This window comes from Halanaerobium saccharolyticum (assembly GCF_003053565.1).
In the GTDB taxonomy this organism is placed as follows: Bacteria; Bacillota; Halanaerobiia; order Halanaerobiales; family Halanaerobiaceae; genus Halanaerobium; species Halanaerobium saccharolyticum_B.
Window position 1 is genome coordinate 1 of record NZ_QAXS01000028.1, and the last position, 25547, is coordinate 25547.

At 37.8% G+C, this 25547-nt stretch carries 20 protein-coding genes; 18 read left to right on the forward strand and 2 right to left on the reverse strand.

Annotated features, from left to right (window positions below):
- Nucleotides 1-248: 248 nt before the first annotated feature.
- The 15 genes from nuoE to gloA all read left to right on the forward strand — a co-directional run bounded on the left by nuoE (nt 249) and on the right by gloA (nt 17723).
- Nucleotides 249-680, forward strand: coding sequence for an NADH-quinone oxidoreductase subunit NuoE (gene nuoE / locus C8C76_RS10645; protein ID WP_108141480.1), 432 nt, complete (start codon nt 249-251; stop codon nt 678-680).
- A 58-nt stretch (nt 681-738) separates the two neighbouring features.
- A complete protein-coding gene (locus tag C8C76_RS10650) occupies nt 739-1971 on the forward strand; it encodes a complex I 51 kDa subunit family protein (RefSeq protein ID WP_108141482.1) in 1233 nt (410 codons plus the stop codon).
- Nucleotides 1964-3676 (forward strand): NADH-dependent [FeFe] hydrogenase, group A6, encoded by a 1713-nt coding sequence (locus tag C8C76_RS10655; protein ID WP_108141484.1) that lies wholly within the window; start codon nt 1964-1966, stop codon nt 3674-3676. The genes C8C76_RS10650 and C8C76_RS10655 overlap by 8 nt, the downstream gene beginning before the upstream one ends.
- Before the next feature lie 324 nt (nt 3677-4000).
- Entirely contained in the window at nt 4001-5074 is a 1074-nt protein-coding gene (gene carA / locus C8C76_RS10660) for a glutamine-hydrolyzing carbamoyl-phosphate synthase small subunit (protein WP_108141486.1), read from the forward strand.
- A gap of 59 nt (nt 5075-5133) precedes the next feature.
- Nucleotides 5134-8349, forward strand: coding sequence for a carbamoyl-phosphate synthase large subunit (carB, locus tag C8C76_RS10665; protein ID WP_089720632.1), 3216 nt, complete (start codon nt 5134-5136; stop codon nt 8347-8349).
- A 262-nt stretch (nt 8350-8611) separates the two neighbouring features.
- Entirely contained in the window at nt 8612-9151 is a 540-nt protein-coding gene (gene pyrR, locus C8C76_RS10670) for a bifunctional pyr operon transcriptional regulator/uracil phosphoribosyltransferase PyrR (protein WP_108141533.1), read from the forward strand.
- A gap of 263 nt (nt 9152-9414) precedes the next feature.
- Nucleotides 9415-10710 (forward strand): uracil-xanthine permease family protein, encoded by a 1296-nt coding sequence (locus tag C8C76_RS10675; RefSeq protein WP_108141488.1) that lies wholly within the window; start codon nt 9415-9417, stop codon nt 10708-10710.
- 23 nt (nt 10711-10733) lie between these two features.
- Nucleotides 10734-11675 carry an aspartate carbamoyltransferase catalytic subunit gene (locus C8C76_RS10680; RefSeq protein ID WP_108141490.1) on the forward strand — a complete coding sequence of 314 codons (942 nt, stop codon included), beginning with the start codon at nt 10734-10736 and terminating at the stop codon, nt 11673-11675.
- Nucleotides 11659-12957: a dihydroorotase gene (locus C8C76_RS10685; RefSeq protein ID WP_108141492.1), complete on the forward strand. Its 1299-nt coding sequence runs from the start codon at nt 11659-11661 to the stop codon at nt 12955-12957. The genes C8C76_RS10680 and C8C76_RS10685 overlap by 17 nt, the downstream gene beginning before the upstream one ends.
- On the forward strand, nt 12941-13846 hold the full coding sequence (gene pyrF, locus C8C76_RS10690; RefSeq protein WP_108141494.1) for an orotidine-5'-phosphate decarboxylase: 906 nt from the start codon (nt 12941-12943) through the stop codon (nt 13844-13846). Before C8C76_RS10685 ends, pyrF begins: the two co-directional genes overlap by 17 nt.
- Before the next feature lie 56 nt (nt 13847-13902).
- A complete protein-coding gene (locus tag C8C76_RS10695) occupies nt 13903-14679 on the forward strand; it encodes a dihydroorotate dehydrogenase electron transfer subunit (protein WP_108141495.1) in 777 nt (258 codons plus the stop codon).
- A 58-nt stretch (nt 14680-14737) separates the two neighbouring features.
- On the forward strand, nt 14738-15649 hold the full coding sequence (locus C8C76_RS10700) for a dihydroorotate dehydrogenase (RefSeq protein ID WP_108141535.1): 912 nt from the start codon (nt 14738-14740) through the stop codon (nt 15647-15649).
- A 42-nt stretch (nt 15650-15691) separates the two neighbouring features.
- Complete coding sequence (gene pyrE, locus C8C76_RS10705) at nt 15692-16264, forward strand: orotate phosphoribosyltransferase (protein ID WP_108141497.1); 573 nt, start codon at nt 15692-15694, stop codon at nt 16262-16264.
- A 254-nt stretch (nt 16265-16518) separates the two neighbouring features.
- A complete protein-coding gene (locus C8C76_RS10710; RefSeq protein WP_108141499.1) occupies nt 16519-17223 on the forward strand; it encodes a TVP38/TMEM64 family protein in 705 nt (234 codons plus the stop codon).
- A gap of 116 nt (nt 17224-17339) precedes the next feature.
- Nucleotides 17340-17723, forward strand: a complete 384-nt coding sequence (gene gloA / locus C8C76_RS10715; protein ID WP_108141501.1) for a lactoylglutathione lyase — start codon at nt 17340-17342, stop codon at nt 17721-17723.
- A gap of 95 nt (nt 17724-17818) precedes the next feature.
- Here the strand turns inward: gloA and C8C76_RS10720 are convergent, their stop codons facing one another.
- Nucleotides 17819-18397 (reverse strand): DUF6036 family nucleotidyltransferase, encoded by a 579-nt coding sequence (locus C8C76_RS10720; protein WP_108141503.1) that lies wholly within the window; start codon nt 18395-18397, stop codon nt 17819-17821.
- A 51-nt stretch (nt 18398-18448) separates the two neighbouring features.
- Nucleotides 18449-18658: a hypothetical protein gene (locus tag C8C76_RS10725; protein ID WP_108141505.1), complete on the reverse strand. Its 210-nt coding sequence runs from the start codon at nt 18656-18658 to the stop codon at nt 18449-18451.
- 198 nt (nt 18659-18856) lie between these two features.
- Here C8C76_RS10725 and C8C76_RS10730 point away from each other — a divergent pair, with 198 nt between their 5' ends.
- Genes C8C76_RS10730 through C8C76_RS10740 form a run of 3 tightly spaced genes read left to right on the forward strand, consistent with a single transcriptional unit; the run spans nt 18857 to nt 25452 of the window.
- Nucleotides 18857-19627 carry a DUF368 domain-containing protein gene (locus C8C76_RS10730; RefSeq protein ID WP_108141507.1) on the forward strand — a complete coding sequence of 257 codons (771 nt, stop codon included), beginning with the start codon at nt 18857-18859 and terminating at the stop codon, nt 19625-19627.
- Between the two features lie 28 nt (nt 19628-19655).
- Nucleotides 19656-22271 (forward strand): PD-(D/E)XK nuclease family protein, encoded by a 2616-nt coding sequence (locus tag C8C76_RS15280; RefSeq protein ID WP_219909384.1) that lies wholly within the window; start codon nt 19656-19658, stop codon nt 22269-22271.
- Nucleotides 22255-25452 (forward strand): UvrD-helicase domain-containing protein, encoded by a 3198-nt coding sequence (locus tag C8C76_RS10740; protein WP_108141511.1) that lies wholly within the window; start codon nt 22255-22257, stop codon nt 25450-25452. Before C8C76_RS15280 ends, C8C76_RS10740 begins: the two co-directional genes overlap by 17 nt.
- The last annotated feature ends 95 nt before the right edge of the window (nt 25453-25547 follow it).

Consider the following 25547-nt stretch of genomic DNA (forward strand, 5'->3'; position numbering starts at 1 on the left):
TAAGACCCTTATATACCATGTTTTTGGGGTAAAGAAAAATCATCATCCTCTGTACTTACTGTTATTAAAAGCCTCATTTGCTTCGCAATTTACTCATTTACTCTAGTTATTAACATTTGATTAAAATAGTCGAGGTGTGATATTATTAACTTAGGATAAATATAAGGTTTTCTCGCCCTCAAAAGACTGAAAATTCACAAAAATATAGCCAAATTAGTTAAAATTATCACAAAAGGAGTTGGTTTCCTGTGTCTAAAGCCAGATCATTATTTTATCAGGACAGTTTATTAGAAAAGTTACACGAAGTTCAGAGTACCTATGGTTATATTCCAGAAACTGAAATTAAAGAACTGGCAGAAAAGTATCAGCTGCCGAGAGCAAATATCTATGGTGTTATTTCATTTTACTCAATGTTTTATACTGAACCAACGGGAAAATATATAATTAGAATTTGTGACAGCATATCCTGCCATCTTAATCAGTCAGAATCTGTTTTGAAAGCAGTAAAATCATATCTAAATTTGGAAAGTCATCAGACCACAAAAGATAAAAAGTTTACACTTGAAGTCGTTGAATGCCTGGGCCACTGTGGAGAAGGACCTGTAATGATGGTGAATAATAAAATTTACACAAAAATAGATGGAAATAAGGCTCTTGAAATTTTAGGTGGCTGTATCTAATTTAAATATTTTGTTTGGATAAGTGTTCAAAATAAGCATCTCTGAAAGGAGAGAGATTATGGTTTCTGAAAAATTATATCTTAAAGGAGATAAATTACTCAATATCCTGGATTATGATTTTAAATCAATAAAAAATGCTCTTCGAATGGGACGGAAAGAGACTATTCAAAAAATCAAAGATTCTGAACTTAAGGGCCGGGGTGGTGCAGCTTTTCCGACAGGACTCAAATGGCAGTTGGCTTCTGAGGTTGAAGGAGAAGAAAAATTTCTTGTCTGTAATGCAGATGAGGGTGAGCCGGGTACTTTTAAAGATAGATATTTATTAGAAGAGAGACCGCTTAAAGTTTTAGAAGGAATTATGCTTGCAGCTTTTGCTATCGGTGCAGATAAGGCCTATATCTATATCCGGGGTGAATATACAAGAGCAATTGAAGTCTTTACTGAAATAATTGCAGCTGCCAGGAAAAACAAAATTTTAGATAGTAAGATATTTGATAGTAATTTCAAATTAGAGATAAAGCTGGTCAGGGGAGCTGGGGCCTATGTATGTGGTGATGAAACTTCATTATTGAATTCTATTGAGGGAAAAAGAGGACGCTCCCGGATCAAACCGCCTTATCCAATTCAGGAAGGCCTGTTTAGTCAGCCAACAGTTGTCAATAATGTAGAAAGTTTATGCTGTGCTGCAGAAGTCTTAAATCCTGATTCTGAAGAATTTGCAAATCTAGGAATTGAAGGCAGCCGCGGCACAAAACTGCTGTGTTTAAGTGGAGATCTAAATAAACCTGGTTTGTATGAGGTTGAATTTGGGAAAATTACTCTCCAGGAAATTATTTATGATTTAGCCGGAGGTATTAAAGCGGGAGAAAATTTAAAGTTTGTTATACCTGGTGGGATTTCAACCGCCCTAATTACAGCAAAAGATTTAGACTTTCCCTATAGTTATCAGGCTTTTGAAAAGAGGGGGAGCAGTCTTGGCTCAGGTGCAGTAATTGCAGTCAGTAAAAAACATGATCTCTTAGATTTGATGTTAAATGTGTCTAGATTTTATATGGATGAAACCTGTGGTACCTGTTTTCCCTGTCGTGAAGGGAATAGGCAGATCAATAAAATATTAAAAGAATTTAAAAATAGTGGGCAGAAAATCGATGCCGAATTGATTTCCGATATTGGTAATACAATCAGGCTGGCAGCCCGCTGTGGCTTGGGTCAGTCCTCACTTAACTTTATTAGCTCAGTTATCGAAAACTATGGACAAGAGTTAAAGATTGGAGGTAAGATTTATGCTTAAGGCAGTAATTGATGGAATTGAGATGGAGCTAAAAGAAAAGATGAGTATTTTAGATGCAGCAAAGAAAGCTAAGATAAATATACCAACCCTCTGTTATGAAGAAGGGCTTTCAATTTATGGTGGCTGCAGATTATGTGTAGTTGAGATTGAGGGAGAAGAGCTGTTTAAGCCTGCCTGTGCAACTGATATTCAGGCTGGTATGGAAATTAAGACTCATTCTAAAAAAGTAAGGAACTTGAGAAAAAATTTATTTGAATTAATAATTGCGACTCATAATATTGACTGTCAGCTTAATTGTTTAACCTGCAGTCGGGCCAATAATTGTGAACTAAAAAATATTGCTGAAGATATTGGAGTATCTAAGATGAGGCTGGATCCAATTAAAAGAGGAGAAGGTATTGATAATTCTAGCTATTCAATTATTAGAGAACCTGAAAAATGTATCAGCTGTAACCGCTGTATAAGAAAATGTGAAGAAGTTCAGGGAATAGGAATTTTCACTACAGCAAATAGGGGCCCGGAAACAGTTGTTACAACTTTTAAAAATAGAGGAATGGGTAATGTAGAATGTACTAACTGTGGTCAGTGTATACTTTCCTGTCCTACAGGTGCCTTACATGAGCTTTATCAGAAAGATATTGTTTTAGACATTCTAAGTGATCAGACAAAACATGTAGTGGTACAGACAGCTCCAGCAGTTAGGGTAGCAATTTCGGAACCTTTTTCCAATCAGGCGGGAGATATTTCTACCGGCCAGCTGGTCACAGCTTTGAAAAGACTAGGTTTTGATGCAGTTTTCGATACTAATTTTACTGCTGATTTAACTATTATGGAGGAGGGAACAGAGTTAATTGAAAGAATAAATAGTGGTGGTAAACTGCCTTTGTTTACCTCCTGCAGTCCGGGGTGGATTAAATTTATCGAGCATTTCTACCCTGAATATTTAGATAATCTTTCATCTGCTAAATCACCGCAGCAGATGTTTGGAGCCTTAGCAAAAACTTATTATGCTGAAGAGGCTGGCATAGATCCGGAAGATATTGTTGTTGTTTCAGTAATGCCCTGTACAGCCAAAAAATTTGAAGCTAAAAGAGATGAGATGGCTGGAGATGTGGATTATGTTTTGACTACCAGAGAACTGGCTTCAATGATCAAATCAGCTGGAATTGATTTTCTTAACCTGGAAGATAGTGAGTATGATGAACTGCTGGGAGTTTCCTCCGGGGCAGCAGATATTTTCGGTACTACAGGTGGAGTTATGGAGGCTGCTCTTAGAACAGCAACTGAATTAATTACAGGCCAGGAATTAGAAAATATAGATTTTGATATTGTAAGGGGTTTAGAAGGAATAAAAAAAGCTGAAGTAGAGATTGGAGAACTGAAATTAAAAGCCGCAGTTGCTCATGGTCTTGGTAATGCCCGCAGAGTAATGGAAATGATTAAAGAGGGAGAAGAATTTGATTTTGTAGAATTTATGGCCTGTCCTGGTGGCTGTATGGGTGGAGGAGGTCAGCCAATTTCCTGTGCTGATAATGTATTAGAAAAGAGACAGCAGGCAATTTATAAAATAGATAAGGAGAAAAAGCTGCGCAAATCTCATGAAAATCCCTATATTAAAAAGCTTTACGACAATTATTTAGAAAAGCCAGGCAGTGAAAAAGCTCATAGGCTGCTGCATACTAAATATAAGGCCAGGAAAATTTAATGTATCCATGGATATTTGTTGACAGTTTTTAAATTTAATGTTAAACTAAATCACAATAATAACAAAATAGCTTATCCTTTTAAATCAGTCCAGAGAGGCTGGCAAAGGTAGAAATGTAAGTTGAGAAATTCTGGGATGACTCCAGAAATTTAGCCTTACTATGTCAATTTTAACCTTCAAACCATACTTTCTGGGGAGAAGGTTTTATTTTTATCAATAAACTTTAGTAAATTACTTAAAAAACAACTTAAAGTAGTAAAGTAGTAAATTATACTGTTGGAATTAAGCTAATGTTTTTAGCAAACAAAAAGTGGAGGTAGTTAAATGAAAAAAGCAAAACTTGTTCTAGAAGAAGGGAGTATTTTTACAGGTGAACTTTTTGGTGCGGAAAAAGAAAGTGCAGGCGAAATAGTTTTCAATACCAGCATGACTGGTTACCAGGAGATTCTTACTGATCCCTCTTATAAGGGAGAAATTGTCTGTATGACCTATCCTTTAATAGGAAATTATGGCATTAATGAAGATGACTTTGAGTCATTTAAATCTCATGTCAATGGATTTATCGTTAAAGAGTTTGCTGAAGAACCAGAAAACTGGCGTTTAAAGAAGAAACTGGAAAGATATTTAAAAGAAAATGGAATTACAGCAATTAGCGGTATAGATACTAGAGCCCTGACTAAAATTTTGCGGCAAGAGGGAACAATGCGCGGTATTATAACTACTGAGAATTCAAATGATAAAGAATTGATAGAGAAAGCAAAAAAGGCACCCGGTCTTTCCGGTAGAGATTTAGTATCTCAGGTCAGCCGCAAAGAAGTCGAAAAATATGGGGCAGGGAATAAGTATCGAGTAGTTTTAGTTGACTGTGGAGCCAAAGATAATATTAAAAATTCACTGCTTGCGAGGAATTGTGAGGTAATCATGGTACCGGCCAGCACTTCAGTTAAGAAAATATTAGATTATAGTCCTGATGGTGTAATGGTTTCAAATGGCCCTGGTGACCCGGAAGATGCCGACTATGTAGCAGAAACTATTGCTGAACTATTAGGAGAAGTTCCAATCTTTGGAATCTGCCTCGGACATCAGCTTTTGGGCAGGGCCTGTGGTGCAGAAACCTATAAGTTAAAATTTGGCCATCGAGGTGCCAACCATCCGGTTAAAGACCTGAGTACAAATCGAGTTTATATTACTTCACAAAATCACGGTTTTGCCATTAAAGAAGAATCGCTGGCTGAGCTGGACCTGGAGTTAACTCATATTAATGTGAATGATAAGACAGTTGAAGGCTTTAGACATCAGAAATATCCAGCTTTTTCTGTTCAGTATCATCCAGAAGCTTCCCCTGGACCAGAAGACTCTCACTATTTATTTGATCAATTTGTTGAACTGATGCGCTGATGGTACCGGGTACTTAGAAAATATTTCCAATTAACTTTCAAAAATCTAAGGAGGATAAGATGCCGAAAAGAGAAGATATTAATAAAGTAATGGTTATTGGTTCAGGACCGATTATTATTGGGCAGGCAGCTGAGTTTGATTATTCCGGGAGTCAGGCCTGCAGGGCTCTTAAAGAAGAGGGTCTAGAAGTTGTTTTAGTCAACAGCAACCCAGCTACAATTATGACAGATGAAAATATGGCCGATCGGGTCTATATTGAGCCTCTAACTGTTGATAGTATAATAGAGATTTTGAAAAAAGAAAACCCGGATGGATTAATTCCGACCTTGGGAGGACAAATTGCCCTTAATCTTGCCATTGACCTGGCAGAAACAAATATTTTAGAAGATTTGAATGTGGAACTTTTAGGAACTCCAATTGAGACAATCGAGAAGGCAGAAGATAGAAATACTTTTAAAGAGTTAATGAATGAGATTGGTGAGCCAATTTTAGACAGCAAAATTGCGAAAAATATAGAGCAGGCAGCTGAAATTGCTGCTGATATTGGCTATCCAGTTATTGTACGTCCGGCTTATACAATGGGAGGAACCGGTGGTGGAGTTGCTGATAACTTAGAAGAGTTAAAAGAAATTACAGCCCGCGGATTTAAACACAGCCTGATAGGACAGGTTTTAATTGAAAAGAGTATTAAGGGCTGGAAAGAAATAGAATACGAGGTAATGCGGGATAAAAATGATAACTGCATAGTGGTCTGCAACATGGAAAATTTTGACCCGGTTGGTGTTCATACCGGGGACAGTATAGTTATTGCTCCCAGCCAGACTCTAACAGATAAAGAATATCAGATGTTTAGAAGCTCGGCCTTAAAAATAATTAGAGCCTTAGGAATTGAAGGTGGCTGTAATGTTCAGTATGCCCTCGATCCAGAGAGCTTTCAGTATTATATTATTGAAGTAAATCCCAGAGTCAGTCGCTCCAGTGCTCTTGCTTCCAAGGCAACCGGATATCCAATTGCCAAAGTTTCAGCAAGGATTGCTTTAGGCTACAGCCTGGATGAGATAGATAATGCAATTACAGGAAAAACAACAGCCTGTTTTGAACCAGCTTTAGATTATGTGGTCTTTAAAATTCCACGCTGGCCCTTTGATAAGTTTCATTATGCTGATCGTGATCTGGGTACTCAGATGAAAGCCACAGGAGAGGTAATGGCTATTGAACGGAATCTGGAAGCCTCAATGCTTAAGGCTGTGCGCTCACTTGAGATCGGCCGCTACGGATTTTATCTGGAGGAATTTAGAAAACTGAGTGATCAGGAAATCAAAGACTTTTTATATGAAGCAGATGATAACCGGCTTTTTGTAATAGCAGAAGCACTGCGCCGGGGTTTTACAGTTGAGGAAGTCCATCAGATAACTGAGATCAGCACCTTCTTCCTGTATAAGATGAAAAATATCATAGATTTAGAAAACTCTCTTGCTGCCAGTAAAGATGAGCTGAATAAAAATCAGGAACTGCTGCTTAAAGCTAAAGAAAAAGGATTTTCAGATTCTGAGATTGCGCTTTTAACTGAAAAGACTGAAGAGGAAATAAAAAATCTTAGAGATCAGCTGCAGTTAAAGCCGGTCTTTAAAATGGTTGATACCTGTGCGGCAGAATTTGAGGCAGAAACACCTTATTATTATTCTTCCTATGAAAAGGTTAATGAAGCTCAGCCAACTGATAAGAAGAAAGTAATGGTTATCGGATCCGGGCCAATTAGAATTGGACAGGGAATAGAATTTGATTACTGCAGTGTACATTCGGCCTGGACTTTAAATGAAGAGGGTTATGAATCAATTATAGTTAACAATAATCCGGAAACTGTAAGTACGGACTTTGATACTTCAGACAGATTATATTTTGAGCCTCTGACCAAAGAGGATATTATGCACATTATTGAGAATGAAAAACCAGAAGGAGTGATCTGTCAGTTTGGGGGTCAGACAGCTGTTAATTTGGCTGAACCACTGGCTGAAGCAGGTGTTGAGATACTTGGAACCTCAGTTGATTCGATTGACCTGGCAGAAGACAGAGATAGATTCATTGGTCTTTTAAATGAGCTCGATATTCCAGCGCCTCAGGGTGAAGTTGCGGCTTCACTTCAAGAAGCAGAAAAAATCGCGGCAGAAATTGGTTATCCAGTGCTGGTAAGACCTTCTTATGTGCTTGGAGGTCGAGCAATGGAGGTTGTTTATGAGAAGAAGGAATTAGAAGAATATATGCAGAATGCTGTTAAAGTATCACCTGACAGACCAGTGCTGGTAGATAAATATTTAACCGGAACAGAAATTGAGATTGATGCAATTTCTGATGGAGAAACAGTAATTGTGCCTGGGATCATGGAACATGTAGAAAGAGCAGGGGTTCACTCTGGTGATAGTATAGCAGTTTATCCACCACACCGTCTCTCAGAAGAGTTAAAAGAAAAAGCTGTAGAATATACAGAAAAAATTTCTCGGGCTTTAAATGTTAAGGGAGTTGTCAATATTCAGTATGTAGTCAGTGATGGAGAAATCTATGTGATTGAGGTTAATCCCCGCTCCAGCCGGACAATTCCTTATCTCAGCAAGGTAACAGGAGTGCCGATGGTTGATCTGGCAACTAAAGCCTTGCTTGGCAGGAAACTAAAGGACTTAGGTTGGGAAAGCGGAATGGTACCCGAAAAGGAGCATGTGGCAGTTAAGGTTCCTGTCTTTTCCTTTTCTAAATTAACTCAGGTTGATACCAATCTGGGGCCAGAAATGAAGTCAACTGGAGAAGTGCTGGGACTTGCTGAAACTTACGAAAAAGCACTATATAAAGGATTAATCGGAGCCGGCCTGGAAATTCCAAGAGAGGGTACAATTCTGGCAACAATAGCAGATAAGGATAAAGCTGAGGCAATAGATTATATTAAAGATTTTGCAGAGCTCGGCTTTCAGATTGCTGCAACTGAGGGAACAGCTGCTGCTTTAAAGAAAAAAGGTCTTAAGGTAGATATAGTTAAGAAATTAGGAGAAGGCTCACCTGATTCTTTGGAGCTGATTTCTGATGACCAGATTGATCTAGTAATCAATACTCTGACCAAGGGTAAGGTTCCGGAAAGAGATGGCTTTAAAATCAGAAGATCTGCTGTAGAGATGGGGATACCCTGTCTGACCTCACTGGATACAACTCAGGCGATGCTTAAGGTCTTAAAAGAGATTGAGCATGGTGAAAGAATAGAGTATAAAGCTCTGCAGGATTATCAAAAGTAAATCATATTGTGCTTTCATTCACTATAACCAGGTCCAAAAAAGCTTTTTTGGACCTGGTTCAAAAATTAACCCTTGACTTAAAATCTTGATTCTGATAAGATTAATTCAAATAAGATAATGATTCTTTAAATTAGTCCAGAGAGGCTAGTAAGGGAAAATATAAATTTTAGCAACCTTCTTACTATGCCGTGAGAAGGTTATTTTTTTGCCGCTAGAAAATATTCTCCCCACAAAGGAGGTAATTTTTTTGGATAAGTCAGAGATGATAGTCAAAAAAGAGCTGATTGATTCAGCTGCTATGGGCAGAGCTATTACTAGAATTGCTCATGAGATTTTAGAAAAAAATAAGGGTACTGAGGATCTGGTTTTAATTGGAATCAGAACCAGAGGTGTACCACTTGCTGAAAGACTGGCAGCAAAGATTGAAGAAATTGAAGGTGTTAAGCTACCAACAGGTATTTTAGATATCACGCTTTATCGTGATGACCTTTCAACTGTTGCCCAGCAGCCAATCGTCCACCGGACAGAAATTCCCTTTGATATCACCGGGAAAAAGGTTGTACTGGTTGACGATGTGCTTTACACAGGTAGAACAGTCAGAGCAGCCCTTGATGCCTTAATTGATCTGGGAAGACCGCTGCAGATTCAGCTGGCAATAATGATTGACCGCGGCCACCGTGAGCTGCCGATAAGAGCAGATTTTGTTGGTAAAAATCTACCGACTTCTAAAGATGAAGTTGTAGATGTTAACTTTAAAGAAATTGATGAAAAAGATGCAGTTTTACTGCTGGAAAAAAGTTAGAATAAAAATAATTTAATATTGTATCCTTTAAATTGGTCCAGAGAGGCCGGTAAGGAATAGATGCTATTACTGTGTCTGGGTTAAAAGGCAGAATAAAAACAGCCAGCTCAGTCCAGCAGCTACTAAAAGATTTCAACTCCTTATCAGGCTTAAACTGGTAGGGAGTTTTTTTATGTTTTAAGTTTTTTGTCAAAGCAGGTTAAGTCAAAGAGGGAATTGGACAAAAGTTTTTCAATAATTTTATAACACCCAGGAGGTATAAAATGAAAATTTTAGAACAGAGTAAAGAAAATTTAAATCAATTAGAAGAAGATGGAATTACAAAACACCGACTATTTATACTGGCACTTCAGCACATGTTTGCCATGTTTGGATCTACAGTGTTAGTGCCCGCACTGACAGGATTAAATCCAGCGGTTGCGCTTTTCACCTCAGGTCTTGGAACTCTGATTTTTCACCTGATTACAAAGGGTAAAGTTCCCGCTTACTTAGGTTCTTCATTTGCCTTTATCGCACCAATAATTGCGGCCCAGGAACAGTTTGGTAGAGATGGAGCAATGCTCGGAATCATTACAGCCGGTCTAGTTTATATTGCAATGTCAGCAGTAATTAGAATGCTGGGTACAGGGTTTTTCCGCAAATTATTGCCCCCGGTAGTAGTCGGACCAGTAATTATTACAATCGGACTTGGTCTGGCTCCAACAGCCAAAGACATGGCTTCAGAACACCTTTTAGTTGCAGCTGTAACTCTGGCAATCGCGGTCGGAGTTAGTGTCTTTGCCAAAGGAATTGTTAAGGTAATACCAATTTTACTCGGAATCATCGGTGGTTATGCATTTGCAGCTTTTATGGGTCTGGTTGATTTCACACCGGTAATGGAAGCCTCCTGGTTTGCTTTTCCAAAGTTTGCCCTACCGGCAGTAGAAGGTAACTTAAAAGCGATATCGCTGATAGCTCCAATCGCCCTGGTAACAATGGTCGAACACTTAGGTGATGTTGTAGCAATCGGCTCAACTGTAAAAAAGGATTTTGTCAATGAACCCGGGCTGCACAGAACACTCTTAGGAGATGGGGTAGCAACTCTGGCAGCAGGACTTTTTGGTGGACCACCAAATACAACTTATGGAGAAAATGTTGGAGTCCTCGCGCTGACCAAAGTATACAATCCAATGATTATTCAGCTGACTGCAGTAATAGTAATTTTAACCTCCTTTGTTCAGAAAGTTGGAGTTCTAATTAGAACCATCCCAACAGCGGTAATGGGTGGAATTGTATTCCTGCTTTTTGGGATGATAGCTTCAATCGGACTCAGAACCTTAGTTGAAAATAATGTGGATTTATCTAAAAATAGAAACTTAGTTATTGTCTCAGTCACCCTGGTAGTTGGAATCTCCAATCTTACCTTAAGCTTTGCCGGCCTCGAATTTGGCGGTATGGGACTGGCAGCAATAGTTGGGATAGTAATGAACCTTATCTTACCTGAAATTGAAAAAGAAGAAGTAGAAGAACTTGATCAAGAACTGGAAGTTAAGTCAGAACTGAGATATGAAGCAAACTAAATTAAGCGGCAGGAGGTAAGTAGATGAGTTTAAAAAGAAAAGATTTTTTGGGTCTTTATGATGTCTCCAAAGAAGAGATTAATGAAATTCTCGATACAGCAGTAGCTATGAAAGATATTTTAACCAGAACAGTTAAAAAAGTACCGACACTGCGCGGAAAAACTGTGATCAATCTTTTTTATGAACCTTCAACCAGAACCAAGTTTTCTTTTAATCTGGCAGCAAAAAGGTTGAGTGCAGATGTGATGAGTATCTCTAAATCTTCAAGCAGTATTGCTAAAGGTGAAAGTCTGCTTGATACAGCAAAGACGATGGAGGTCATGGGAGCTGATGTGGTAGTAATCAGACACAGTGCTCCTGGAGCAGCTAAATTTCTGGCAGAGAATATTTCAGCCAGTGTCTTAAATGCCGGTGATGGTGCTCATGCTCATCCAACTCAGGCGCTGCTCGATATCTACAGTATTAAAGAAAAGCTGGGCAAGATTGCAGGACTGAAAGTTTTAATTGTAGGAGATATTGCTCACAGCCGAGTGGCTCGTTCAAATATCTGGGGCTTAAATAAGCTGGGAGCTGAAGTTGCAGTAGCTGGACCCCAGACTTTAATCCCAAGAGAAATCGAAAAAATGGGCGTTAAAGTTTATACTGACCTTGATCAGGCACTGGAGAATGTAGATGTGGTTAATATTTTAAGAATCCAGATGGAAAGACAGGAGAGCGGACTCTTTCCGTCGATTAGAGAATACAGAGAAATTTACGGAATGAATGCAGAGCGGCTGGATCGGATAGGGAAAAAAGCGATGATTATGCATCCAGGCCCGATGAACCGAGGTATAGAAATCGAGAGTTCAGTTGCAGACAGCTCACAGTCAGTAATCACCGAACAGGTCAAAAACGGTGTAGCAATCAGAATGGCCCTGCTTTACTTACTGGCCGGGAGGGAGATAGATAATGAAGACCTTAATTAAAAATGGAAGAGTATATGACTCAAAAAATGGACTTGACGGCAAATATGATATCTTAATTGAGGGCAATAAGATTTTTGCGGTAGAGGAAGAAATTAAAAATCAGGGTTATGAAGTGATAGACGCTGAAGGTAAAATTATTATTCCTGCCTTAATCGATATGCACACCCACCTCAGGGAGCCAGGTTTTGAAGAAAAGGAAACTGTAAAAACCGGCTGTGAGGCAGCGGCAGCAGGAGGGTTTTCTGCGGTAGCGGCAATGCCCAACACCAAACCAATTGCTGATAACCCGGCTGTAGTTGAGCATCTAAAACTTAAATCAGAACAGGCAGCAGTTAGAGTTTATCCTATCGGCAGCATCACCCAGGACAGTAAAGGAGAGGTGCTTTCTGAGATTGGAACCCTTGCTAAAACTGGAGTTAAGGCACTTTCGGATGACGGCAATCCGGTCATGAATTCGGAAATCATGAGGAGAGCAATGGAATATGCATCTGCCTTTGACCTGCCAGTAATTGACCACTGTGAAGATGAAAATTTATCACAGGATGGCGTAATGCATGAGGGTTATCACTCGACAATTTTTGGGCTGAAGGGAATTCCGGCAGCAGCAGAAGAAATTATGGTGGCCCGGGATATAGTTCTGGCTGAGATGACAGGGATTCACCTGCATATTGCTCATTTAAGTACAGAAGGCAGTTTAAATCTGGTTAAAGAAGCCAAGGCCAGAGGAGTTAACGTAACTTTTGAAGTAACCCCTCACCACCTGCTTTTGACTGATAAGGCAGTTGAAAATTACAATCCGGATACTAAAGTTCACCCTCCACTGCGTTCAGAAAGAGATAAAAAGATGCTGGTTGAGGCTTTAAAAGCCGGAGAGATTGATGTTCTAGCAACAGATCATGCTCCCCATACTTTTGAAGATAAACTGGGGGAATTCGATTATGCAGCTTTTGGGATTTCCGGCCTGGAAACAGCGCTTTCACTTTTATATCATAATTTTATTAAAACAGAAATCATCAACTGGAATGAGCTGCTCAGAATGTATTATTACAAGCCGGGGGAAATATTAAAGATAGAATCTGAAGGTTTAAAACAGGGAGCTAGAGCTGATCTATTAATTTTCAATCCTGAGCATGAATGGACAGTTAATAAAAATAAATTTAAATCTAAGGGAAAAAATACACCATTTGCCGGCCAGAAATTAACTGGTAAAAATGAAATCACCTTTGTCGGTGGTAAAATGGTTTATGATGACCGGGGAGGCAAAAATGAAATACTTTATTGATCATTTACAGGAAAAAATTGAAGCAAAAGACTCGAGAATCTGTGTTGGCCTTGATCCCCATCTGGATCTGCTGCCGGAAAAGGTGCTGGCAGCTGAATTATTAGAAGATCTGGAAGCAAATCAGGAAGAAATAGCTGCAGCTGTTTTAACTTTTAACAAAAATATAATTGATGCAGTAGCTGATATGACAGCAGTTGTAAAACCGCAGATGGCCTTTTATGAAAAACTTGGAGTGCCGGGAATGAAAGCTCTCTGGCAGACAATGGCTTATGCTAAGGCAAAGGATTTAATTGTACTGCTTGATGGTAAGCGTAATGATATTGGATCTACAGCAGGAGCTTATGCAGAGGCTTATCTAGAAAATAAAAAAACAGAGATAGATTCGATAACAATTAACCCTTATTTAGGCAGTGATGGAATATTACCATTTTTAAGAAATAAAGAGCGAGGAGCTTTTGCCCTTTTAAGAACTTCGAATCCATCTGCTGTTGACCTTCAGGATCTTAAGCTCGATGACGGCAGAACAGTTTATCAGGCAGTTGGTGATTTTCTGCAGGAACTGGGCAGTGATTATCTTGGTGAATGTGGGTATTCTAATCTGGCAGCAGTAGTTGGAGCAACTTATCCTAAAGAATTAAAAGAGATTAGAGCCCAGCTTGATTCAGTATTTTTCTTAATCCCTGGTTTTGGAGCTCAGGGTGGAGGAGCAGCAGACATTAAAGCTGGTTTTGATGAGGATGGCAGAGGTGCAGTTGTTAACTCTTCCCGCGGTATTAATTTTGCCTATCGTAAGGATGAATATGCTCACTTTGGAGCAGATAACTATGCTAAGGCAGCAAGAGCTGCAGCAGAGAAAATGAAAAATGAAATCAATGAAGTTGTGAAATAAATTACTTTAACCAGGTCCAAAACAGTTGTTTTGGACCTGGTACCAAGGAGGCAAAAATGTTTAAAATTATTGCTAATCGAGAGGTTGGACCTGGAATTTTTCAGCTGGTCTTAAATTATGATCAGCTGCCGCAGAATCCGAAGCCGGGACAGTTTTTTAATATTAAAGTAAGTCAGCCAGGAAGTGATGATCCACTTTTGAGAAGACCTTTTAGTATCTTTGATTTTGATGCAGCTGAAAAAAAGGTGGAATTTATCTATCGAGTTGTCGGCAAAGGAACAAAAATTTTATCTGAGTTAGAAGCAGAAACTGAACTTGATGTGCTGGGACCTCTTGGAACTCCATTTTCTCTCAATGAAAACAAAGGTAATGTGCACTTGATTGGCGGAGGAATGGGAATTGCTCCTTTATATTACTTATCTAAAAAATTAAAAAGCAGAAACCAGAAGGTTTATCTGGGGGCAGCAAATCAGGCAGAGCTTGAATTTTTTGCAGAAAAGTTTAAAGGGCTGGGCGTAGAATTGCATCTGGCAGCAATGGAGGAAAAACTTGAGATCAAAGGATCTGCTCTGGTACTTTGGTTAAATTATCTGGAAAAAAACATTCCTGATTATGTCTATACCTGTGGCCCGGAGAAGATGCTGGCAGCAGTGGAAAAAGAAGCTCTTAAAAATAATATTGGCGGTCAGCTTTCAGTCGAAAAAAGAATGGGCTGTGGAATTGGTGTCTGCTTATCCTGCAGCTGTGAAACAAAGGCTGAAGATGAAAGTAATAAACGAGCCTGTGTGGAAGGGCCGGTATTTGGCCTGGGGGAGGTAGTACTCAGTGCCTGAAAACTCAATCGAGACAAAGCAAAAATTAACTAAATCTGAACTGAACTTATCTGTAGTAATGAAGTCCCAGCAGCAAACAGAGGAAAAAAATTTAAATTTAAAAAATCCATTAATTACAGCCTCCGGTACCTGTGGAAATGGAAAGGAACTGGCAGATTTTTATGATATTAATCAGCTGGGAGCTTTTACAACTAAAGGAATTACAGTTGAAGCTCAGCCAGGAAATAAGACTCCTAGAATTGCAGAAACTTCAGCTGGGATTATTAACTCCATTGGCCTGGAAAATCCGGGAGTAGAAAGTTTCATTGAAGAAATACTGCCGGAGACTAAAAATTATACTCTGCCTATTTTAGCCAATATTTCTGGCTACAGTGAGCAGGATTTTATTAACATGGCGGAGAAATTAGAAGGTAGAGCAGAATTAGCAGGAGTCGAGGTTAATCTTTCCTGTCCCAATATTAAGGGTGGAGGCATGGTTTTTGGAACGGATCCAGAAAAAGTATTTGAGATTACAAAAAAAGTGAGAGAAATTTATTCTGGCTACATTATAGTTAAGCTGACTCCCAACATTACTGATATCACAAAGACTGCTCTGGCAGCAGAAGAAGCTGGAGCAGATGCGGTGGCTATGATTAACACACTTTCGGCAATGAAAATTGATATTGAGCGACAGCAGCCGCTTTTAGCTAATACTTTTGGCGGCTTATCCGGCCCAGCAGTGCGACCGGTAGCAGTAAAGATGGTTTATCAAACTTATAAAAAACTGGAGATTCCGATTTTAGGCCTGGGTGGAGTCCAAAGCGGCAGTGATGTAATAGAATTTATGCTGGCCGGTGCCACAGCAGTGGGAATTGGGACAGTTAATATGATTGATCCAGCCGCCGGTCCCAGAATAATCGAAGAGATCAAAGAATATATGTTGAGACACCAGATTAAAAATCTAAGTTCAATTATTGGGGCAGCTCATTAATTTTAATTATTTTTTTAAATTTAACAATCAGGAGTGGATTAAATGACAAAAGCAGAAATCAGAGAATTATTAGTAGAAACAGATGTGATCCAGGAAGGCCATTTTGTACTGAGCTCAGGCCGCCATGCTGATATCTATATGCAGTGTGCTAAGGTTTTGCAGTATCCTGAACACGCTTCAACTCTGGCAGCTGAAATTGCAGCTAAGTGGGAAGATGAAGAAATAGATGTGGTCATTGGGCCGGCACTGGGTGGAGTAGTATTATCCTATGCGGTAGCAGAAGAGCTGGGAGTTCGCTCAATTTTCAGCGAGCGCAAAAATGGTGAGATGAAGATCAGGCGCGGCTTTGAATTAAAGCCGGGAGAAAAGGTGCTGGTAGTAGAAGATGTGGTGACAACTGGTGGCTCAGTTAAGGAAGTACTGGCAGTTTTAGAACAGCTTGATGTAGAAATAGTAGGATTAAGCTCAATCGTTGACCGCAGTAATGGTCAGGTCAAATTTAACTACGATTTCAAAGCACTACTTCCGGTCGATATCAAGTCATATAAGGCAGGACAGTGCAAATTATGTGAGGAAGGTGTAGCTATTACCCGTCCTGGCAGTAAAGAAAAATAAAATAAAGATTAAAATTATAATTTAATAAATCAAAGTAATTTAATTCTCGCTTCAGCAGGCGGGAATTTTTCTTTTATATTAAAGTGATTTGATAAGGATTGTCTGCAGTCAACAAAAATAATTAGAAAACTTAGCTTGTGAATATAAAGACAAAATCTTAGAAGCAATGTATAATTATAACTGTAATCTATTTGTGAAATTATTATTATATTCACAGAGAAAAAATTTAATTAAAATTCAAGGAGGAATAATTTATGGCAAGTGAAGCAGCAGCCGCTAAAAAAAGTAACTGGCTGAAAATCATTATTTTTGTTGCAGTAATTGCAGCTGTAGTAATTGCAGTGAGACAATTGGGGTATATGAAATATTTACAGAGTCCTCAATTATTAAAGGAAGCAATTGATGGGCTTGGTTTCTGGGGGCCAGTAGTATTTATTCTTTTATGGGTTGCTTCGGCAGTATTTTTCTTACCGGGCGCAGCCTTAGGAATTGTAGGAGGAATCTTATTTGGACCCTGGCTGGGAACTTTTTATACTGCTCTTGGTGCAACAATTGGTGCTGTAGCAGCATTTTTAGCAGGTAAATATGTTGCCAGAGATATGGTAAAGGGGCTTGTTGAAAGTAACCCTAAACTTAAAAAGATTGATGAAGGTGTAAAAAAAGAGGGCTGGCGTTTTGTAATGCTCACAAGGCTTGTACCAGTTTTCCCTTATAACGCCCAGAACTATGTTTATGCTATGACAGCAATTAAATTACCAATTTATGCTTTAGCAACTTTTGTTTTCATGCTGCCTGGATGCTTTGCTTTTTCATTTGCGGGTGGAGCAGTATCGGCTGGAGGCAGTCCAACAACAATTATTGCCTATCTGGCAGTAGCAGGTGTGGCTTTATTTGCAATTTCTTTAATTCCCAAATATTTAAAGAAAAAGCACGGCGATGTATTAGAAGAAGACGAATAGATAATAATTTATTGAGCTCCCTTTTAATTAGGGGAGCTTTTTTGTTTGCAATTAAGCTGTTAAATCTTTATAATTAAAAGCAGAAATTAAAATTATAGAAGGAGCAGTGATAATAAATGCAAAATTATGATTTTGTTCATTCCTGTATTCGGGTTATGGATTTAGAAAAGTCAATTGACTTTTATCAAAATGCTTTAAATTTAAAGGAAAGCAGGCGTAAAGATTTTCCGGAGGCGGAATTTACTCTGGTATATCTTACAGATCAGAATGAGAGTTTTGAGCTGGAGTTGACCTATAATTATGATCGAGAAGAACCATATACGATTGGTAACGGCTACAGCCACATTGCAGTAGTTGTTGATGATTTAGAAAAATCTTATCAGCGCCACAAAGAGGCCGGTTATCAGGTTGGAGATTTAAAAAGTTTAAGTGATGATTCAGCAGGATATTATTTTATTACAGATCCAGATGGTTACAGGACTGAAGTTATAGCGAGATAATAGGGTACCGGGTACTTGTAAAAAAATGGAATTTAAAACAAAAAAACAATCCGTAAAAACAGCTCAACTTCTGGCAGCAGAGCCAGTGGTTGAGCTTATTTTATCTTTTTATCTACAATTTTTTTAAATTCTTTTAATTCATCTAAAGTTTTTTCCGACTCTGATTTCTGGTAAAGATAATTCCAGTCAATATCTTCATAGTTCAAATAAATCATACCTACAATCCATTCTTGATCGGCATATTCTTTCCAGAACTTATATCTATTTAGTCTGTCAATAATTATATCTTCAATACCTATGATATAGGCTTTTAAACCTTCAATTTCAATTTCATTTACTTTATCATAATCACCAGCAAGGTCTGAACCTGGAATTTCCAGGGCAAAATCAAACTGCTTATAGGTCCAGTATTTGCCTTCCTTTTTAAACCCTAAATCTTTAATAATTGGGTCAATTTCTTTAATACTGGCTGGAGTTACCAGATCAACATCCATAGTGCTGTAACCACCAGCTGTATAGAACTCTACTGCCTGACCTCCAACAATTATCGGTCGAATATCAATTTCCTTTAAAGCTGCAGTAATTACTGCTACAAGAGCAATATTTTGATAAAATTTATCTTTATTAGATTTGGTTATTTTTTGGATCTTATTTTTAAGCAGTTGTTTGTCCATAATATCCTCCAAATTCTCTAAAAAGATGACTGGTAAGGTCAAAATATCAACTTATTTAAATTTATATTTGTGAGGTCCAGTTTTTTCAATCATTTTTTCTTTTCTATTTTTTGCGAGTTCATAGAGTAAAAATTGCTTATTCTGATTGCGGCTGCGTTTGGAGTTAGCTCTTTGTTTTAAAAGCTGATCTCGAAGTTCTAAAATATCTATTTTTGCTTCTTTTCGTTTTTTATCATATTTTTCAAAATTAATTTTGCGCATTTTACTGACCTCCTGAGTTAATAATACTAATTTTTTTAACTCCTGTCAAAAAGCTAAAGCTTAAATGGTAAAAATTTCTAAGTACCCGGTACCTCTTTTTTAAAATTAAGGCAGGTAAAGCTACCAATTATCTTGAATAATATTAAATAGAGAAAGAAACTGGATTACATAAAAATAGAAATCGAAAGGAAGATTTATTTGTCAAAAAAGAATTCATATTTAGCTTTGTTTTTTAAATCAATTCCGGTTGGACTGGCCAATACTCTGCCTGGGGTGAGTGGCGGTACACTGGCCCTGGTTTTAAATATTTATGAAACTTTAATTAATGCGATTAAAGATATTAAAGTCAAAAAGCTTTTTGTAATTGGCCTGGGAGCAGTTGCTGGTGTTTTATTTGGTTCAGCTGTGATAACTGATCTTTATCAAAATCAGCCGCTGCTTGTAAATTATTTTCTTTTTGGTCTGGTAATTACTTCAGCTCATTCTACCTATAAAAAAATTGGGCATTTGAGTTTTCTAAAACTTTTAGTTATGATTTTAGCCTTTGCTTTTGCTCTCTTTTTCGCCAGAGAAATTCAGTTTGGATTCCTGAATGCAGAAGGTTTAATGCTCTTTTTTATAGCCGGTTTTTTTGGCAGTGTGGCAATGATTCTGCCGGGAATTAGTGGAGGTACACTTTTAATTTTAATGGGAGTCTATCACCCGGTATTAAATGCAATTAACAATTTGGATCTCTTAATACTAATTGTCTTTGGAGCAGGAGTAGCTGCAGGTTTATTGGTTTTTGCCTGGCTTTTTTCCTATCTGCTGCAGAAACATCAAAAAGAAATAATGGTTGTTTTAACCGGTTTAATTCTCGGCTCTTCAGCAGCTGTATTTCCAGCTCGCTTTAATATTAGTGGAGTGGCAGCATTTGCAGCCGGGGCTGTGATAATTATTATCTTAGAAATTATTGGTCAGAATACTTAAATTAAAATATTAATTAAGGATGAAAACTATGGAACTAAAAAATTATTTAGACTTTAAATATTATAATTATAATCAAGATTTATTTAAAGAAATAATTTCTGATGAGCCAGAAGTTTATATATTTAGCAATTATAATGACTTAAAAGAGGCCTTAAAATACTACCAGCCTCAGCCTCTCAGTCAGCAGAGCAAGTTTTTTAGCTTAAAAGAATTTAAGGAGAGGCTCTTCAGCAGTGATCAGATTCTGCTGAAGGAAGAAAAACTTCCCCTGCTTTTATACTCTGTTTTAACAAAAGAGGAAAAAAGTAAGCTGCGGCTGGACAGCTATCAGGATATTTATCAGTTTTCATCCCGCTTTTTTGCTTATTTTAAACTGCTGCAGGACTACCAACTGGCTCAAATTGAAGGTCTGGCAGACTGGCAGCAGGAGAGAGTAGAAAGGCTGGAGAGTATTAAAGCAAGATATCAAAAACGTTTAAAAGAGCTTGGCTTTGTTGATCAACTTCTGCTCAGGGAAGAGAAAAACTTAAATCTGCAGTTTTTAAGAGAGTTTAAAAAGATAAATTTATTTAATATCATAGATTTTTCTCCCTATTTTAAAGAGCTGCTGCAGGAGATAGGCCAGGAATTTAAAGTTGAGCTTCACCTCCAGCTCAAAGAAACTGATTTCAATCAGGAAAAATTAGAAGTTGAAGAGCTGACTCTGCCGGAAAAGACAAATAATATCGAGGTTAGAAAAACGAATTCTAAGCTTAAAAGTCTGGCCGCTCTTTTAAACGAAAAAGAAAATTCTGCTGAGGATGTTCAACTGCTGGATGCAGGTAAAGAAATTGAGTCAGCGGAGATATTAAGCGACCAGTTAAATTTGAATTCCTATCAGAGTTTAAGTGAAACTGATATTTATAAGCTGCTGGATTCTCTCTATCAGCTTTACCAAGAGGGAAAAGGCAGTTCGCAAATCTTGATCGTCTTAAAAGAGCTCCATGATTTATCTACCCAGAGCCTATTTAAAGATTGGCTTGAGTTAAAGGCGGCGGATCTGCAAAAAATTGAAGAGCTGCTGCGTCAGGATTATTATTATCTTGATTTAGAGCTGTTAGAGGCAGAGCTTCCTCTTTTAAAACCCCTTTATAATTTTCTTGAAAAGTTGAGAAAAATCAAAAACATATCCGACTTAAGTGAACTGCTCACAAAAATCTCAGATTTTGCTCTGGAAAAAGAAGCTAAAGAAACAGCAGAGAAATTTAATGACAGCCTGCTGGAGCTAAAAAGCATCGAAGAACTGGGAATAGTAACTAGCTGGCAGGATTATTATTCTGATCAGGGTGCAGGTCTTTTTTCACTATTTTTAAACCACTTAAGTTTTAAATCTATTAGACTCAGCAAAAACAATGAGGCAGCTGATCTTTTAAGTCTGGAAAAGGCTCCCCAAACTAAGCACAAAAAGATTTTAGTAAATAATTTGATCCAGGATAATTTTGCTCAAAAAAATGATGGTCTCTACTTTTTAAGTGAAAAACAGCTGAAAAATAATGGACTGCTTATAAAACACAAAAATCAGCTCTTAAAAAAATATAAGTTTCTGCGCCATATTTTAAATGCAGAGCAGAGTATTATTTATACAGTAGAAAATGAGGAGCAGAATATATCTCCGGCAGTTATTTTAGAAGAGCTTGCCTTAGAATACGGCCTGGACTATCAAGAAAGTAAAGTTAATAATTTAAGTGAAAAAGAAATTTTGAATAATTTATTTGATTACCAGACTGAGCTGGATTTAAAAGTCAATAGAACAGCTGATTTTAATCAAAATCTGGAGCTAGAAAAAGACGATTTTGGCAGCGGTTTTAATTTCAGCTATTATAAATATAAAGCTTTAAAGGACTGCTACCACCGTTTTTATTTAGAACAGCTGGCCCGGCTTGATACCACATTAGAGATCAGGCCATCACTTTCTTTAATGACCCTTGGTATTTTAACCCATGAGATTTTTGGGGAGCTGATAATTTATGCCAGAGAGCATAATCTTTCTCCCCGGGAAATTCCAGCAGAGAGCAGAAAAAAAATTATTCAGAAGGGCATTGAAGCTAATCAATTGAAGATTGATCGGGATTATTTAAATTATTACCAGCAGATTATTTTCAAAAGTCTGGAAAAATCCTATATTCATTTTGCCGAACTGCTGCAGAAATATCTGCCGGAAGACTACCAGGATATTCTGGTAGAATGGCCGGAATGGAATTATCAGCGGCAGCGGTATTTTACAGCTCAGCAGGTAGATTTTTATCTTTCCGGCAGAATAGACCTGCTCTTATTAAATCAGGCCGAATACTTTATTGTTGACTTTAAAACAGGCAGTGGAGACCGCAAACAGCTGGACTTTTATTCCCTGATGCTGCGCCAGAATTATCAGGATCAGCTGCCGCCTGAGAGCAGAAAGGCAATCTATAATGTCTTTGATCAGGCCTTTGAACATTCATATAATAAGGTAGAAAAAGAAGACAGCCTGGGTGCAGAGCTGCAGGAACTGACAGAGATGCTTTTTGCAGCTGGAGAATATGAGCGGATTTATAAATCTCGCTGCCAGCGCTGTCCTTATCAAGATATTTGCAGAGTGGAGGTTTTGACTAATGAAGAAGGTTATTAAAGCCAGTGCCGGGACAGGTAAAACCTACAGGCTGTCCCTGGAATATCTGGCTGCACTTTTAAAAGATATAGATTTTTCGGAAATTATTGTAATGACTTTTACTAAAAAAGCAACTGCAGAAATTAAAAATCGGATTCTTAAACATCTGCGGGAGATAATTAATCAGGGGCCTGAAAAAGAAGATATTGTCAGTTCACTTAAAAATATTTATCCGGAGCTTGAAGTTGAGCCGAAAAGATTAGAAAAAATCTATCATAAAATGATTTTAAATGATGAGGATATCAAAATATTTACAATTGATGCTTTTACCAATCAAATTTTCAGGCGAGGGATTGCACCCTATCTTTCCCTTTATAATTATCAGATTATCGATGACAGCCAGAATCAGGAAATTATTGAAGAGTTATTGAAAATAATTTTGAATAATGAAGATTATTACGAGAGTATGCAGAGTTTTCTGGAGGCCAACAGCGCCCGGGATCTGGAGCCATATCTTAAATTTATCAAAGATATTGTTGATAATGCCTGGAAATTTATACTCTTAGAATCATCAGAATTAGAGGAAAAAGAAAAGCTGCCTCAGGCAGAGATATCTGATTTGTTTGAAGACAGCTATCAGACACTAAAAGAAGTGGCGGAACTGCGGGGAGAAGAATTTTCTTCATCCTATTTTGTCAAAGATGGCCGTCCTTTTTTTGAACAGTACCCTGGACTTGATTCTAAAGAGCAAAAAAAGGATTTTCTCTACCAGAGGAGAAATTATTTACTAAATAACAGTTACTGGAGCGGCAACAAATTAAGGGCCAAAAAAACAGCGGATTTAAAAGAAAAATTGGAATATGAATACCAATTATTTAGAGAAAAACTGGCTGCGGCAGTTTTCAATCAGGAAGTAATTCCGGCTGAAAAAGAAATTATCAATTTTGCCAGTCTGGTTTTAGATATTTACGAAGAGCTGAAATTTAAAAGCGGCAAATTTACCCATGCTGATATCAGCAATTATACTTTTAAGTATTTAAATGCTGAAGAAATTGGGCTGATTGAGGATGCACAGGCAAGCAGTTATCTGCTGGACCTTTTAGGAGGAGAATATAAGGCGCTTTTTATTGATGAGTTTCAGGACACCAGTATCCTGCAGTGGAAAATTCTAAGGCCGCTGATTGAAAAAGCCAGTGATTTTATTGCTGTGGGAGATGAAAAACAGTCCATCTACGGCTGGCGGGGTGGAGAAAAGAAGTTATTTGCCTCTCTGGAAGAAATTATTGAGGCTAAAACAGAAAGGCTTGAGCGCTGTTACCGCAGTGATCAGAATATAATTGAACTTTTAAATAAATTTTTTGATCAGTCAGATGTTGACTGGGAATATCACCCGGTTGAGGCTAATTCTAAAGCTCCAGGTTTAACAGAGGTGATCTATGGCGGAAGTTCAGCTTTTTATAATACAGATACCAAAAAATTTGCAGGGTTGGGAGAAGAAAAACAGCAGCAGATAGAAGAATTAAACAGCAAAATCAAAGAAAATCTTCCGGCTGAGATAGCAGCAGATATTAAAATGAAATATGCTGCTGATTACGGGAAAGTCAGTGTGCTGGCCCGGACCTCAAATGAATTAAATACAATTGCAGAAAGCCTGGAAAAAGAAGGGGTACCCTACATTTTAGAAAACAGAAATTCTCTCCTGGATGCAGCTTTACCTAAAGCCGCTTCTAATTTTTTATATTTTGCAGCCTACAGGGACTTCTACTCACTGCTAAAATTTCTGCGCAGTGATCTGGTCAGAATTGACAATCAGAGTTTAAAATTTATTCTAAAAAGGCAGCAGCTTTTAAAGGACTATTTCAGTTCAAGTCAAAAAGTTGAGCTGGAAGAAGAGTTTAAGCTGCAGCAGTCAGCCGCTGAACAGCTTCCGGAAAGCAAAACAAATAATTTAATCAATACTTTCAAAAAAATTAAGAAATTAATTGATGGAGACTATCAGGAAATTATAAATTATCTTTATCAAAAAACTGAGCTGCTTGAGCTGGCAGGTGATAACAGCCTCAGCTTAAAAAATCTCTATTCATTTTTTAAAATTCTAAACTCCTTTTCTTCTTTAAAAGAGCTGCTTAATTATCTGACGGAAAATCGAGACAGTGAGGAATTAAAACAGCAGAAGGTCGAAAACAAAGATGCAGTTAGCTTAATGACAATCCACCAGTCAAAGGGGCTTTCTCTGCCGGTAGAGTATTACTACTGGAATCCCGGCCGCAGGAGTGGCAACAGCAGTGGTGGAATCAATTTTTATCTTGATTTTGACCAGAATTATGAGAAGCTGAATGATTATTTATTTATTCAGGATCAGTACCTTGCTGTTTTGGACTGGCTTGATTATGATTTTAAGGAAAAGGCTGAAGAAAAAGCAGAAATGGAGGAGATTAATAACCTCTATGTTGCCCTGAGCCGGGCAGAAAATGATCTGCACTTATATGTAGAAGCTCCGCGAAAAATAAAGCCGGATCAGGATTTAATGTGGGCCGGCAGCAGTTATGATTATTATGAAAAGATGCTTTTAAATGCAGTTGAAGGGAAAAATTTAATTGAGATTTTAGAAGTGGAATCAGCCGGTCAGCCGCTGCAGATAGAAGCTGATCGTCTAAGCGGGAAGCCAAAATTGAATCCCCTCAATAAATATCTAAAACAGAAAAAACGTGAGCCCCAAAGTAAAAAAGATGAAGAAAAATATGATTATTTTAAAAAGCAGAGCAGCAGTTTGAAACTCTCAGCTCAAAAATTAAGAGGGCTGGCTCTCCATTACTATCTGGAGAATATCAAGTATAACAGTGAAGAGGAAAAACTTTCAGCCCGCAGGCTGCTGAAAAGTAAATATGGAAATCTGCTGGGTAAAGAAAAGATTAATACTGTGATTGAAAAGGCTGAAGAATTTATTATAGCCAATCCAGAAATTTTTTCTGAAAAACATCAGGTTTTTAATGAGTATTTATTAAAAGAAAAAATCGAAGCTGGAGAAAAGCACTATCGCATCGACAGGCTGCTTGTGGATAGAGAAGAGAAAAAAATTAAAATAATTGATTATAAGAGTGGTAGTTATCGGAATCCGGAACAGCTTGAAAAATATAAGCAGCTGCTGGCAGCAGAACTGCGCTCAGAATGGGAGATTAGGGCCAGCTTTGTTGATATTTAATTTGTAAATTAATTAATATATTTATCTGCTCTAAGTGTTATAATTAAGTTTAGAAATAATAAAGATACAAATAAATTAAATTAAAATTAGAAAGG